The 12933-nt window shown below is 71.7% G+C and carries 15 protein-coding genes; 7 read left to right on the plus strand and 8 right to left on the minus strand.

Annotated elements, in window-relative coordinates; translation table 11 throughout:
- Positions 1–9: 9 nt before the first annotated feature.
- Genes AW272_RS22345 through AW272_RS22370 form a run of 6 tightly spaced genes read right to left on the minus strand, consistent with a single transcriptional unit; the run spans position 10 to position 4852 of the window.
- Complete coding sequence (locus AW272_RS22345) at positions 10–795, minus strand: glycerophosphodiester phosphodiesterase family protein (protein ID WP_066368465.1); 786 nt, start codon at positions 793–795, stop codon at positions 10–12.
- A 53-nt stretch (positions 796–848) separates the two neighbouring features.
- Positions 849–1394: a TrmH family RNA methyltransferase gene (locus AW272_RS22350; protein WP_066368467.1), complete on the minus strand. Its 546-nt coding sequence runs from the start codon at positions 1392–1394 to the stop codon at positions 849–851.
- Positions 1391–1987 (minus strand): class I SAM-dependent methyltransferase, encoded by a 597-nt coding sequence (locus AW272_RS22355; protein WP_066368469.1) that lies wholly within the window; start codon positions 1985–1987, stop codon positions 1391–1393. Before AW272_RS22355 ends, AW272_RS22350 begins: the two co-directional genes overlap by 4 nt.
- A gap of 17 nt (positions 1988–2004) precedes the next feature.
- The gene (locus AW272_RS22360; protein WP_066368470.1) at positions 2005–2952 is read right to left on the minus strand and encodes a VWA domain-containing protein; all 948 of its coding nucleotides are present in this window, start codon (positions 2950–2952) and stop codon (positions 2005–2007) included.
- Positions 2949–3851 (minus strand): DUF58 domain-containing protein, encoded by a 903-nt coding sequence (locus AW272_RS22365; RefSeq protein ID WP_245657673.1) that lies wholly within the window; start codon positions 3849–3851, stop codon positions 2949–2951. Before AW272_RS22365 ends, AW272_RS22360 begins: the two co-directional genes overlap by 4 nt.
- Positions 3848–4852 carry an AAA family ATPase gene (locus AW272_RS22370; protein WP_066368475.1) on the minus strand — a complete coding sequence of 335 codons (1005 nt, stop codon included), beginning with the start codon at positions 4850–4852 and terminating at the stop codon, positions 3848–3850. Before AW272_RS22370 ends, AW272_RS22365 begins: the two co-directional genes overlap by 4 nt.
- A 188-nt stretch (positions 4853–5040) precedes the next feature.
- Between AW272_RS22370 and AW272_RS22375 the strand changes: the two genes are divergently transcribed.
- The 6 genes from AW272_RS22375 to AW272_RS22400 all read left to right on the plus strand — a co-directional run bounded on the left by AW272_RS22375 (position 5041) and on the right by AW272_RS22400 (position 9826).
- Positions 5041–5730 carry a hypothetical protein gene (locus AW272_RS22375; RefSeq protein WP_066368667.1) on the plus strand — a complete coding sequence of 230 codons (690 nt, stop codon included), beginning with the start codon at positions 5041–5043 and terminating at the stop codon, positions 5728–5730.
- A 25-nt stretch (positions 5731–5755) separates the two neighbouring features.
- Positions 5756–6352: a TetR/AcrR family transcriptional regulator gene (locus AW272_RS22380; RefSeq protein ID WP_066368477.1), complete on the plus strand. Its 597-nt coding sequence runs from the start codon at positions 5756–5758 to the stop codon at positions 6350–6352.
- Positions 6353–6376: 24 nt separating this feature from the next.
- Entirely contained in the window at positions 6377–7516 is a 1140-nt protein-coding gene (locus AW272_RS22385; RefSeq protein ID WP_066368482.1) for an acyl-CoA dehydrogenase family protein, read from the plus strand.
- Positions 7517–7921 (plus strand): acyl-CoA thioesterase, encoded by a 405-nt coding sequence (locus AW272_RS22390; protein ID WP_066368484.1) that lies wholly within the window; start codon positions 7517–7519, stop codon positions 7919–7921. It begins immediately after the preceding gene.
- On the plus strand, positions 7918–9024 hold the full coding sequence (locus AW272_RS22395; protein ID WP_066368486.1) for a zinc-binding dehydrogenase: 1107 nt from the start codon (positions 7918–7920) through the stop codon (positions 9022–9024). Before AW272_RS22390 ends, AW272_RS22395 begins: the two co-directional genes overlap by 4 nt.
- An 85-nt stretch (positions 9025–9109) precedes the next feature.
- Positions 9110–9826 carry a TSUP family transporter gene (locus AW272_RS22400; RefSeq protein WP_066368669.1) on the plus strand — a complete coding sequence of 239 codons (717 nt, stop codon included), beginning with the start codon at positions 9110–9112 and terminating at the stop codon, positions 9824–9826.
- Here the strand turns inward: AW272_RS22400 and AW272_RS22405 are convergent.
- Positions 9762–10958 carry an MFS transporter gene (locus AW272_RS22405; protein WP_066368488.1) on the minus strand — a complete coding sequence of 399 codons (1197 nt, stop codon included), beginning with the start codon at positions 10956–10958 and terminating at the stop codon, positions 9762–9764. The genes AW272_RS22400 and AW272_RS22405 overlap by 65 nt on opposite strands.
- 70 nt (positions 10959–11028) lie before the next feature.
- Positions 11029–11787 carry a DeoR/GlpR family DNA-binding transcription regulator gene (locus AW272_RS22410; protein ID WP_066368491.1) on the minus strand — a complete coding sequence of 253 codons (759 nt, stop codon included), beginning with the start codon at positions 11785–11787 and terminating at the stop codon, positions 11029–11031.
- 56 nt (positions 11788–11843) lie between these two features.
- On the opposite strand from AW272_RS22410, the gene AW272_RS22415 reads away from it, so the two are divergent.
- The gene (locus AW272_RS22415) at positions 11844–12812 is read left to right on the plus strand and encodes a helix-turn-helix transcriptional regulator (RefSeq protein ID WP_066368493.1); all 969 of its coding nucleotides are present in this window, start codon (positions 11844–11846) and stop codon (positions 12810–12812) included.
- Positions 12813–12933 lie beyond the last annotated feature (121 nt).

A 12933-nucleotide genomic window follows, 5' to 3' on the forward strand; every position in this document is an offset into this window, starting at 1 on the left:
GAATCTGCCTCAAGGGGTGGGCCACTGGCCGCGCGCGGTCAGCACCTCGCGCAGCCCGGTGATGTTGTCGGTCATGATCCCGTCGACCCCGAGGTCGAGCAGGCGTTCCATGGTGGGGCGGTCGTCGATCGTCCACACGTGCACCTGCATGCCGATCGAGTGGGCGGTGGCGACGAACGCCGGGGTGACCACGCGCAGCCCGCGCCACCCGACGGGCACCTGGGCGCAGGGGACGCCCGAACGGGCCAGCCCGGCCAGCAGCCGCCCGTAGCCACCCTGGGCCGAGGCGGTGCGCAGCGCCGCGATCGCCCGGGGTCCCATCGCCGAGCACACCTGCGGCCCGCAGGCCCGCCGGGCCTGCGCCAGCCGCATGTCGGAGAAAGAGGTCAGGCAGACCCGGTCGGATGCTCCGGTACGCCGCAGCACCCGCGCCAGCGGCACGATCGCCGGCGACTCCTTCACGTCGATGTTGACCTTCACGTCGGGCCAGGCGCCGAGCAGGTCCTCCAGGAGCGGGATCTCGTCGACCCCGCCGATGCGGGCCTTGGCCACCTCGCGGTAGGGCAGCTTGGAGATCCGCCCCCGCCGGTCGGTGACCCGGTCGAGGGTGTGATCGTGGAAGGCCACCAGCGTCCCGTCGGCGGTGGCGTGCACGTCGGTCTCCAGATAGGAGTAGCCCATCGCGACGGCCCGCTCGAAGGCGGCCATGGTGTTCTCGCGGCCCTCGGAGGCGCCGCCCCGATGGGCGAACGCCAGGGGCCCGGGATGATCGAGGAAGGCGTACCGTCGCTGCACGAGCGTGAGTATGCCCGGTGTGAGGGCCCCGTTCCAGCAAGGACGGGTGAACGCTAGAGGGCGGCCCACTCCTGGCGGCGCGCCTCGGCCAGGGCGATGGCCGCGGCGACCGAGACGTTGAAGGAGCCCACGCGTCCGACCTGCGGGATGTAGGCGACCGCGTCGGCGGCCTCCAGGACGGCGGGGGAGCAGCCGTGGTCTTCGCTCCCGACCACCAGGCACACGTCGCCGGTCAGTTGTGCCTCGTGGAGCGGGACGGCGTCGCCGGTGAGCTCGATCGCCACGAGCGTGAAGCCGTCTTCCTTGGCGGCCTTCATCGCCTGGGCGGCCGGGACCGGTTCGTGCCATTCGACCAGCCGGTCGGTGCCGAGCGCGGTCTTCTGCGCCTTGGGGTTGGTCGGCGGGGTCGCGTTGCCGGCCAGCCAGATGACGTCGACGCCGAACGCGGCGGCCGTACGGAAGATGGAACCGATGTTGAAGGGCCCGGTGACCGATTCGACGACCATCCCGAGGCGGCCGGCCGTGTTGCGGCGCCAGGTGCGGTTGAGCCGCTTGACGTCGGTCGGGCGAAGCTGGCGGCGCGGGTTCGGGGTGGTCATCGAGGCGTCACTTTCAGGATGCGGTAGGCGGCGCGGGCGGCGAGGCGGGTGGTTCCGTAGCCCTGCTCGGTGAGCCACTTCTGCAGGGAGTCGGAACCGAGGTGTTTCTGGACGACCAGGTAGGCGGCCCCGTCGGGGAGGAGCCGGTCGAGCCAGCGGGTGAGCATGGCGTGGAGAGCGGGTTTGCCGATGCGGATGGCCGGGTTCGACCAGATCGCGGCGAACTTCACGTCGCCCGGCATCTCGTCGGCGTGTACGCACCTTACTTTGTCAAGGCGGGCGGTCGCGGCGTTGCGCTCGGTGAGCTCCAGTGACCGCCGGTTGACGTCCACGGCCCAGACGCTCGCCTGCGGCGAGCGGGTCGCCATCGTGAGCGCGATCGGCCCGTAGCCGCAGCCCAGATCGAGCAGGTCGCCGGCGGGGGGCGGGGGCGGCACGGACTCCAGCAGGATCTTGGTGCCGGTGTCGACGCGGTCGGGGGAGAACACGCCCCGGTCGGTCTCGAGCCGCAGGTGCATGTCGGGCAGCACCAGGGTGACCGTGGCGGGGCGGCTCTCGGCCTGCGGCCGTTCGTCGAAGTAGTGCACGGCCAGGAACGTTACCCGAGCTTTCAGGGGATGCGGGTGCCGAGCACCATGGCCGAGGCCGCGACCAGCAACCCGGCGATGACGGCGGCGATGATGAACCGCTGGGTGATCTCCTGGTGGACGACCCGGTAGCCCAGGCTGGTGCCGATCTGGGCGTAGACGTCGCGCAGCTCGTCGCCGGACTCGGCGGTGTAGGCGCGGCCGTTGGTGCCGTCGGCGAGCGACTGGAGGGTCTGCTTGTTGACCGGCACCTGGACGCTGCGGCCGTCGATGGCGACGGTGCCCTCGGGTGTGCCGTAGGCGATCGTGGAGACCGGGACCTTGCCGCCGGCGGCGGCCTCGACGGCCTCGTTGACCGACCGGCCCGAGGTGTTGTCGCCGTCGGACAGCAGCACGATCGCCGACGGCGGTGGGTCGGTGACGGCCTGCTGGTCGAAGGAGCGGATCGCGTCGAGCGAGTTGAAGACGGCCTCGCCGATCGCGGTGCCGGGGCGCGTGGTGAGGCTCCTGATCGTGTTGACCACCGCCGCGTGGTCGGTGGTCGGCGGGATCGCGACGGCGGCCGAGCGGGCGAAGGAGACGACGCCGACGTTGAAGCGCTCGGGCAGGTCCTGGACGAACCGTTCGGCGGCCTGGCGGGCGGCGACCATCCGGGTGGGGGCGACGTCGGCGGCCTCCATCGACAGCGAGATGTCGACGGCGATCATGATGGTGGCGCGGTCACGTGGCACGCGGACCTCGTCGGCGGGCCGGGCGGCGCCCAGCACCAGCAGGCTCATCATGGCCAGGAACAGCCCCGCCGTCAGGTGCCGGCGCCAGCCGGGGCGCTCGGGCGCGACCAGCGACAGCAGCGCCAGGTTGGTGAAGCGGACCGCGTAGCGGCGCCGGATGTACTGCATGACCACGTAGAAGACGGCCAGTGCGACCAGCGCGGCGAACAGCCAGAGCCACGCGGGGGACAGGAAGATCATGCGCGGGCCCTCCGGGCCATCAAATGGGCGGTTCGGCGCTGCCGGAGTACGAACTGGGCGATGTCGGTCATCCAGTCGCGGTCGGTATGCAGGACGAGGTGGGCGGCGCCGGCCCGGCGCAGCGCGGACCGGTTGTTCTCCCGCTGCTCCACGGCGGCCTCGGCGTAGCGCTCGCGGATGCGGCGGGTCAGGTGGATGTCGCGATGGCGGCCGGTCTCCGGGTCGAGCAGGGTGATCTGGCCGACGTCGGGCAGCTCCATTTCGCGTGGGTCGATGACCTCGATGGCCAGCACCTGCTGGCGGGCGGCCAGCCGGCGGATGGGCCGTTCCCAGTCGTCGGGGTCGTCGAGGAAGTCGGACACGATGACGCGCATGCCCCGGCGGCGGTGGGCGGCGGCGAGCATCTCGACGGCGCCGCCCAGGCTGCTGCTCCCCTGGGAGCGCGGCGCGTCGGTGAGCGACTGGAGCAGCCCGAACAGGTTGGCGCGGCCGGGTCTGGCCGGGTAGCGGTGCACCTCTTCCCCGTGCAGCACGTAGGCGCCGAACCGGTCGCCCACCCGGCTCGACAGGAAGCCGAGCGCGCCGACGGCGTGGATGACCAGGGTGCGCTTGTCCATGTCGGCGGTGCCGAAGTCCATGCTGGCGGTCAGGTCGACCAGCGCCCACGTCTCCAGTTCACGGTCGGAGACCAGGTCCCGCACGTGCGGGACGGTGGTGCGGGCGGTGACGTTCCAGTCCATCCGCCGCGTGTCGTCTTCTCCGGGGACGTAGACGCGGGTGTCGCCGAACTCGCTGCCGGGGCCGGGCAGCAGGCCCAGGTGGCCGCCCTGGAGGAGACCGTCGAGCTTGCGCACGACGGTCAGCTCCAGCTTGCGCAGCGCGGAGTCGGCGCCCTTCACCGCTGGCCCTGATTCCAGACCACGAGAGGCGGCGGCACCGAGGCCAGGACCTGGCGGACGACGTCTTCGGGCTCGACCCCGTCGGCCAGCGCGTCGAAGGTCAGCATCAGCCGGTGGGACATCACGTCGACGGCGACGTCGCGGATGTCGTCGGGCAGCAGGTAGTCGCGGCCGCGCAGCAGCGCCAGCGCGCGCCCGGCGGCGACCAGGCCCAGGGTGGCGCGGGGGCTGACCCCGATCTCGATGGTCTCCTCCAGGTCGCGCAGCCCGTAGTCGGCGGGCGTCCGCGTCGCCATCACCAGGCGCACGACGTAGTCGGCGACAAGCTGGTGGACCGACACGGCCTCGGCCGACCTCTGCAGCGCGAGCAGGCGCGGCGCGTCGAGGATCGGTTCGGGCGTCGGCGGGGTCACGCTCATGCGGTGCAGGATCTCCAGCTCCTCGTGGGCGCTGGGGTGCTCGACGCGGACCTTGAACAGGAACCGGTCGCGCTGCACCTCGGGCAGCGGGTAGACGCCTTCCGACTCGATCGGGTTCTGGGTGGCCAGCACGATGAACGGGCGCGGCAGCGGATGGGTCACGCCGGCGAGCGAGACCTGGCGCTCGGCCATGACCTCCAGCAGGGCCGACTGCACCTTCGCCGGGGCGCGGTTGATCTCGTCGGCGAGCAGGAAGTTCACGAAAACCGGCCCGAGCTCGACGTCGAAGCGCTCGGTGCCCGGGTGGTAGACGCGGGTGCCGACGATGTCGCTGGGAACCAGGTCGGGCGTGAACTGGATGCGCGCGAACGTGCCGCCCACGACGGTGGCCAGCGTCGAGGCGGCCAGCGTCTTGGCCACGCCCGGGACGCCCTCCAGCAGGCAGTGCCCGCGCGCCAGCAACGCGACCAGGAGCCGCTCGACCATGTGGTCCTGCCCCACGATGACCCGCCGGACCTCCGCCAGGGCGTCGCGCAGCGCGCCCATGTCGGCATCGGTGGAGGCGCCGCCACCTGCGGACATCTTCGCCGGGACGACGGACGTGCCCGGCCCTTCATCAGCAACCATCATGCGTGTTATTCAATCGTGACTTGGCGGGAAAGACCATGGTCTCACCCTGCCCGTTGCGATCGCCGGAAACACCCTGTGTGTTTTGATGGGGTGTGGCCACTCCTCTCCAGTATGGCGACCCGCCGCGACTGGGTCCGTTCGTGCTGCAGGCACGCCTGCAGTCGGCCCCGGCGGGTCTGGTCTACCTGGGGCAGGCACCCGACGGACGTGCGGTTTCGGTGGTCGTGCTGACCCGGGGCGCGGCGCTGGACGCGGCGGCCAGGGACCGGTTCGTGACCGGCATCAAAGACGCCGAGGCGGCCCGGACGGGCGTCCGCGGGCTGCTTTCGCGGGTACGCCGCGCCAACCCCGCCGTCCCTTATGTGGTGGCCTGGGATGGTGGCGAGGCGCCGTGGGCGGCCACTCCTTATCTGCCGGGCGGGCCGGGGGCCGAGAAGTTCCTCGAACCGGTCATGGTGTCCGGGATGCTGATCGGCGACCGGCTCGGTCCCGACTTCGTGCCCTACTGGCTGGGCGACCGCAATCCGGCGCTGCCCGCACCGCCTCCGCCGGCCCCGCCGCCCACGGCGACGCCGCGTCAGGTGGCGCTGGCCTCGGCGGCGCTGGCCCTGCTGGTGCTGCTGCTCATGGTGATGGTGTGGCTGTTCCTGTTCCGGGGTGACGGCGAGGTGGAGCCGGCCCAGCCGCTGCCGCCGACGGTGTTCATCCCGACCCCGCCGCCGGTGCCCGAGCAGTCGGAGCCGACCCAGCCGTCGCCCTCGCCCGGCCCGAGCGGGGGCGGCAGCCCGACGCCGATCCCCGGGCAGGACGATCCCGGCGACGCGATCTGAGCGAACGCTTAGTAGTCTGCCGGTCATGGAACTGTGGGACACGGTCGAACCTCCGGCCGCTCGCCGCCTGGTGGCCGGCGCGGTCGACCTGTTCGCCGAGCGCGGTTTCGGTGGCGCCTCGACCCGTGACATCGCCACGGCGGCCGCGCTGAGCCCGGGGGCGATGTACGTCCACTTCCCCTCCAAGGCCGAACTGCTGGCCCGGATCGTGCTGATCGTCCACGAGGCGGCCCACCAGGTGGTGACCGGATCACTGGCGCGGGCGGAGGGCTCTCCGGCCCGGCTCAGGGCCCTGGTCTACGCGCTGGCCCGGTTTCACGCCGCCCACCAGCGCGGATGCCGGGTGGTTCAGAACGAGCTCGGTGCGCTCACCCCGGAGGACTGGGCGAGGGTCCGTGAGGAACGCCGCCGGGTCGACGCGCTGTTCCGGGCCGAAGTGGAGAAGGGCGTCGCCGCGGGGGTCTTCGAGGTGGCCGACGTCGCCGGCACCACCCGCGCGATCGTGTCGATGTGCGTCGACGTCTCCCGCTGGTACCGGCCCGGCGGGGCGGACACCCCCGAGGACGTCGGGGCGCTGTACGCCCATCTGGCCCTGCAGATGGTCCGGGCGCTACGCTGCTAAGCGATCGCTTACCAGGAGGGTGCCATGCGGCGGACGGTCTATTCGGCGGACCACGAGAGGTTCCGGGAGTCGGTCAGGGAGTTCGTCACCCGCGAGGTCGACCCCCACGCCGAGGCGTTCGCGCAGCAGCGGCTCATCGGGTCACAGGTGTGGCGTGAGGCGGGGCGTCAGGGGCTGCTCGGGCTGGAGATCCCCGAGGAGTACGGCGGTTCGGCCGCCGGTGACTACCGGTTCAACGCCGTCCTGCACGAGGAACTGGCCGCCCACGGCATGGCGCTCGCCTCGGGGTTCGGCATCCACTTCGACATCGTCGCGCCCTACCTGGTCGACCTCACCACCGACGAGCAGAAGAAGAGGTGGCTGCCCGGCTTCTGCTCCGGCGAGACGGTCACCGCGATCGGGATGACCGAGCCCGGGGGCGGTTCCGACCTGGCGGCGTTGACGACGAGTGCCGTACAGGAGGGAGATCACTGGGTTCTCAACGGGTCCAAGACCTTCATCACCAACGGCTGTCAGGCCGGGCTGGTGATCGTGGCGGCCCGCACCAGCCCCGGCAAGAAGGGCATCACGCTGTTCGGGGTCGAGGCGGGGATGCCCGGGTTCGAACGCGGACGCAAGCTCGACAAGATGGGCCAGCACGAGGCCGACACCGCCGAGCTGTTCTTCCGCGATGTCCGGGTTCCGGCCGGGAACGTGATCGGGGCGGTCGACGGCGGGTTCGTCGCGATGATGGAGCGGCTGCCGCAGGAACGGCTCGGCGCGGCCGTCGCCAACCTCGCCCACGCCTGGTCGGCGCTGCAGGAGACGCTCGCCTATGTGAAGGAGCGGCGGGCGTTCGGGCAGGCGGTGGGGTCGTTCCAGTACAACAAGTTCACCCTCGCCGACCTGGTCACCGAGCTGGAGGTGACCCGCGCCTACGTCGACCAGTGCGTCGCCGCCCACGCCGCGCGGGAACTGACGGCGGTGGAGGCGGCGAAGGCCAAACTTTGGTCGTCGGAGGTGCAGGGGCGGGTGCTCGACGCGTGTGTCCAGCTGTTCGGCGGATATGGCTACATGCGCGAATACCGGGTCGCGCGGGCGTGGGCCGACGCGCGGGTGACCCGCATCTGGGCCGGGTCGAGCGAGATCATGCGCGAGATCATCGGCCGGGATCTGGGGCTCTGAATGGACTACGCGCACTGGGACGAGATGCCGACCCGCTGGCGGGACAACGACGTCTACGGGCACCTCAACAACGTCGTCCACTACGAGCTGATGGACTCGGTGATCAACCGCTGGCTGATCACCGAGGCGGGGTTCTCCTCGCTGGAGAGCGCGTCCATCGGGCTGTGCGTCGAGTCGCGCTGTTCCTACAAGGCCGAGGCGGCCTACCCGTCGACGATCAGGGTCGGTCTGCGGATCGGGCGGCTCGGCACCTCCTCGGTCCGCTACGAGCTGGGGCTGTTCGAAGGTGGGCGGCTGCTGGCCGAGGGGGAGTTCACCCACGTGTTCGTCGATCGGGTCACGCGTCGGCCGTCGCCTCTGTCCGGGCCGATGCGGGCGGCGATGGAGAGGCTGGTGGTCGCGTGAAGGTCCGTTCGGCCGTGCTGGTCGAGTCTGGAAGATCGTTTCCGTACGACCTGAGCAGGCCCCTGGAGATCAGGGAGCTGACGCTCGACCCGCCGGGCGGCGGGGAGCTCCTCGTGAAGATCCACGCGGCGGGGCTGTGCCACTCCGACCTGTCGGTGATCGACGGGTCGCGTCCCCGGCCGCTGCCGATGGCGCTCGGGCACGAGGCGGCCGGGGTGGTCGTGGAGTCGCGCGAGCCGGGGTTCGCGGCCGGTGATCACGTGGTGCTGACCTTCGTCCCGGCCTGTGGCTCGTGCGGGGCGTGTGCAGGTGGGCGGCCCGCTCTCTGCGGTCCCGGTGCGGCGGCGAACCGGGCGGGGACCCTGCTCGGGGGCGGCCATCGGCTCGGGGGCGTGTTCCACCACTTGGGGGTGTCGGCTTTTTCCGAGTACGCCGTGGTGTCGGCTCGCTCGGCGGTGAAGGTCGCGCCTGAGCTGCCGTTCGAGGTGGCGGCGCTGTTCGGGTGCGCGGTGCTGACCGGGGCGGGGGCCGCGCTGTACGCCGCCGATGTCGGGCCGCGCGACAGTGTGGCGGTGTTCGGGCTCGGCGGGGTCGGGCTGTCGGCGCTGCTGGCGGCCAAGGCCGCCGGGGTGACCACGCTGATCGGGGTCGATCTGGTGGCGGGAAAACGGGACCTCGCGCTGTCGCTGGGGGCCTCGCAGGTCGTACAGGGGGGAGAAGGCGCGGTCGAGGAGGTCAGGGAGCTGACCGGTGGGGGAGCGGTGAAGGTCGTCGACACGACCGGGGTGGCGGCGGTGCTGGCGCAGGCCTACGCGGCCACCGCGCCGGGCGGGGTCACCGTCACGGTCGGGCTGCCGGCTCCGTCGGCCGGGTTGACGATTCCGGCGTTGTCGCTGGTCGCGGAGGAGAAGACGCTGCGCGGCAGCTATCTGGGGTCGTGTGTGCCGCGCCGGGACGTGCCCCGCTTCATCGGCATGTACGAGGCCGGGGTGCTGCCCGTCGACCGGCTGCTGTCCGACCGGCTGACGCTCGATCAGGTCAACGAGGGGTTCGACCGGCTGAAGACCGGCGAGGCCGTGCGGCAGGTCGTCACCATGCGTTGAGCCCGGCGCGGAGATCGTCGCGAACGCGGGTCTATAGTTCTCGCTCGTGACGGGGGGACAGATCGCGTTTTTGCTGCTGGCCGCGATGGCGGCCGGGTGGGTCGACGCCGTGGTCGGCGGTGGCGGGCTGCTGCAACTGCCCGCGCTGCTGCTGGCCGGGCTGAGCCCGGTCGAGGCCCTGGCCACCAACAAGAGCGCTTCGGTCCTCGGTACGGCCAGCGCCGCCTACACCTACGCCCGCAGGACCGGTGTCGATCGGCTCGCGGTCCCGGCCGGGGTGGCGGCGACGCTGAGCGCGGCCGGGGGCGCGCTGCTGGCGGCGCTGCTGGATCCGGCCTTCCTGAAACCTTTGATCATCGTGGTGCTGGTCGGCGTGGCGGCGTTCGTGGCGCTGCGGCCCTCGTTCGGCGCGGTCGCCCTCGCGGAGCGGCGGACCCGGGTGCGGGTGGTGATCGCCGTCCTGGTGGCGGGCGGGGTGATCGCCTTCTACGACGGGCTGATCGGGCCTGGCACCGGCACCTTTCTGATCATCGCGTTCACGTCGGTCATCGGGATGGACTTCGTGCGCGCCTCGGCCACCGCGAAGATCATCAACATGGGGACCAACATCGGCGCCATCACCGTCTTCGCGTTTCAGGGGCATGTGGTGTGGGCGCTGGGGCTGGCGATGGGGGTGGCGAACATCGCCGGCGCCCAGCTCGGCGCGCGGATGGCGCTCAAGCGGGGCGCCGGTTTCGTCAGGGTCGTTCTGCTGACTGTGGTGTCGGCGCTGGTGCTGCGGCTGGGCTGGGATCTGCTCTGAGCGCGCCCGCCGCGAGCGCCACGAACAGGGCCATCACCGCCGGGACGCCCAGGGCGAACGGCAGGCCGGTGAGTTCGGCCAGGCCGCCGATCAGGACGGGCCCGGCGAGCAGACCGGCGTACCCGAGACTGGCGACCCGGGCCAGCGCCCGGCCGCTGGTGGCCGGGTCGCGGTGCCCGGCGGCGGAGAACACCTGCGGGATGATGCACGACAGCCCCGCGCCGAACAGGCCGAACCCGATGATCCCGGCCACGGGGTGGCCGATGAGCAGGGCGATCAGCAGGCCGGTCCCGGCGAGGGTGCCGCAGCAACGCACGAGAAGGACCGGGCCGAGCCAGGCGGCGAGCCGGTCTCCGGCGAAGCGCCCGGCGGTCATCATGATCGAGAAGGCGGCGTATCCGGCGGCGCCGACGCTCTCGTCGGTCAGCAGGTCCTCGACCAGGTAGACCGAGCTCCAGTCGGCCATCGACCCCTCGCCGACCAGGCAGCAGAAGGCCAGCACGCCCAGGAACAGCACCCATCCGGCCATCGAGTTGCCGGTCTTGCCGGGGGTCTGCTGCGCAGGGGCGCGGGACAGGTCGAGCTCGTCGGGCAGCGCCATGCGGGCGCAGGCGATCGAGATGACGAGGATGAACACGCCGACCGTGCCGAACGTCAGCGCCACACTGGCATCGACGTGGGCGAACAGGCCGCCGGTCGCGGCTCCGAGGAACCCCCCGACGGAGAAGACGGCGTGGAAGGACGACATGATCGGGCGGGCGTAGTGGCGTTCGACGATCACCGCGTTGGCGTTCATGGAGACGTCCAGGACGCCGTGCACGACCCCGAACGCGAGCAGTGCGGCGGCGAGCCCGATCAGCCCCGGCGCGACGGCGGGCAGGACCAGCACGGGCCCCTGGAGCAGGGCGAAGGGGATCATGACGCGGCGGGAGCCGTATCGGTCGACGAGGCGGCCGACGGCCTGCATGCCGGCGATGGCGCCGGCGGCGATGCCCAGCAGGGCCAGGCTCAGCTGGCCGTCACTCAGGTTGAGGTCGGATTTGATGGCGGGGATACGGGACGTCCAGGTGCCGAGGGCGACACCGGAGACGAGGAAGAGCCCGTAGACGGCCAATCGGGCGCGCAACAGCATGTGGAGAGGCCTGCTTTCAGGCGGTGGGGTCCGGGCGTGACGCTCGCGCCGTCGGGAGCGCCGGATGGTGTCAGGCGGTGATGACGGTGACGCCCGCTCCGGTGAGGGCGTCCTTCTCCTCCGGCGGGATGCCGGTGTCGGTGACGACGACGTCGAGGCCGGAGTAGGAGCAGACGGCGCCGAAGGCCGTGCGGGTGAACTTGCCGGAGTCGCAGGCCACGATGACGCGGCGGGCGGAGGCGATGGCGGCCTGCTTGACCGCGACGTCCTCCAGGTCGTGGGCGGTGACGCCGTGCTTGGCCGACAGGCCGCAGCAGCCGATGACGGCCGTGTCGAACCGCAGCGCCCTCAGCGACGCCTCGGTGAGGGGGCCGACGAAGTTGAGCTCGACCGGCCTGACCTCGCCACCCGGCAGGACCAGCTTCACGCGGGGCGCGGTGGCCAGTTCGTCGGCGCACCTCAGAGCGAGCGGCAGCACGGTCAGCCTGCGGCCGTGGACGGCTCTGGCCACCTCCAGCAGGGTCGAGCCGCCGTCGAAGACGACCGCCTCGCCGTCGGCCAGGAGCGCGGCGACGACCAGCGCGATGCGCTTCTTCGCGTCGACCGCCTCGCGTTCCCGGACGCCGTAGGGCGGCTCCTCGCCGCGCAGCAGCAGGCTGAGCGCGCCGCCCCTGACCCTTCTGACGACGCCCTGCTGGGCGAGTTCGTCGAGGTCGCGGCGGATCGTCATCTCGGACACCCCGTGGTGGCCGGCCAGCTCGGTGACCGTGACGCTGTCGGCGGTCCGGAGCTGGTTCATGATCGCGTTGAGCCTTTCGGCACTTTCCATGTGTTCATTTGAACATGACTTCTGTTCGATGAGCAATATGGGAGAGACTGGGGCGTATGCGTGCCAGCCGGTTGCTCTCCCTCCTTCTGCTCCTGCAGGCCAGGGGACGGATGACGGCGGCGGAACTGTCCGCCGAGCTGGAGGTGTCGATCCGGACCGTCTACCGGGACATGGAGGCGCTGTCGTCCGCCGGGGTGCCGGTCTACGCCGACCGGGGACCCGCCGGGGGATACCAGCTGCTCGACGGCTATCGGACCCGGCTCACCGGGCTGACCGAGGCCGAAGCCTCGTCGCTGTTCCTGACGGGGCTTCCCGGGCCCGCCGCCGAACTCGGGCTGGCCGAGGTCACCGCCGCGGCCGAGCTCAAGCTGCTGGCGGCGCTGCCGCCGGGGCCCCGGTCGCAGGCGGCGCGGATGCGGGAGCGGTTCCTGCTCGACGTCCCCGGCTGGCATCGGGGTGCGGAGGACGTCCCCTTCCTGGCCGAGGTGGCGGCCGCGGTGTGGGAGCAGCGGCCGTTGCGGCTGACCTACCGGCGCTGGGGGCCGGCCGACGTGTGCCGGGACGTGTCGCCGTACGGGCTCGTGCTCAAGGGCGGGTCCTGGTATCTGGCGGCCGAGTGCGACGGGTCGATGCGGACCTACCGGGTGTCGCGGATCCTCGCGGTGGCGGAGCTGCCGGGGCGGTTCGAGCGGGGCGAGTTCGATCTGCCGGCGTTCTGGGAGCGGTTCTCGGCCGAGTTCGCGACCCGCCTGTACACCGGGACGGCGCGGATCCGGCTGGCGCCGGGGGGTGAGGGGCTGCTGAAGTACACGATCGGGGAGGAACGGGTGGCCCCCGCGCTGGCGGAGGCGACGGCCGATCCGGACCGGCCCGGGTGGGTCGTGCTGGAGATCCCGGTGGAAGGACTCAACGGGGCGCGGTGGACGTTGCTGCGGATGGGAGCGCTGATCGAGGTGCTGGGGCCGGCGGATCTGCGCGAGATGATGGCCCAGTCGGTGCGCGAGATGGCGACCATGTATCGTTGAGACTTACTTTGTAAGGTCGCCTCCGGGCAGGCTTTAGGCCACGTTAAATCGTTTGCTCCCGCCGGGGCCGGCTGGTGAACATGGGCCTGGGGCGCTCTGCCACGGGGGCTGGAGCGCCCCT

The sequence above is a fragment of the Herbidospora mongoliensis genome (genome assembly GCF_001570545.1).
GTDB lineage: Bacteria > Actinomycetota > Actinomycetes > Streptosporangiales > Streptosporangiaceae > Herbidospora > Herbidospora mongoliensis.

Coding starts and splice junctions, on each gene's coding strand:
- AW272_RS22350 (WP_066368467.1), bottom strand. CDS start 1,394: ATGACCACCCCGAACCCGCGCCGCCAGCTTCGCCCGACCGACGTCAAG.
- AW272_RS22360 (WP_066368470.1), bottom strand. CDS start 2,952: ATGATCTTCCTGTCCCCCGCGTGGCTCTGGCTGTTCGCCGCGCTGGTC.
- AW272_RS22370 (WP_066368475.1), bottom strand. CDS start 4,852: ATGTCCGCAGGTGGCGGCGCCTCCACCGATGCCGACATGGGCGCGCTG.
- AW272_RS22380 (WP_066368477.1), top strand. CDS start 5,756: ATGGAACTGTGGGACACGGTCGAACCTCCGGCCGCTCGCCGCCTGGTG.
- AW272_RS22385 (WP_066368482.1), top strand. CDS start 6,377: ATGCGGCGGACGGTCTATTCGGCGGACCACGAGAGGTTCCGGGAGTCG.
- AW272_RS22390 (WP_066368484.1), top strand. CDS start 7,517: ATGGACTACGCGCACTGGGACGAGATGCCGACCCGCTGGCGGGACAAC.
- AW272_RS22400 (WP_066368669.1), top strand. CDS start 9,110: ATGGCGGCCGGGTGGGTCGACGCCGTGGTCGGCGGTGGCGGGCTGCTG.
- AW272_RS22405 (WP_066368488.1), bottom strand. CDS start 10,958: ATGCTGTTGCGCGCCCGATTGGCCGTCTACGGGCTCTTCCTCGTCTCC.
- AW272_RS22410 (WP_066368491.1), bottom strand. CDS start 11,787: ATGGAAAGTGCCGAAAGGCTCAACGCGATCATGAACCAGCTCCGGACC.
- AW272_RS22415 (WP_066368493.1), top strand. CDS start 11,844: ATGCGTGCCAGCCGGTTGCTCTCCCTCCTTCTGCTCCTGCAGGCCAGG.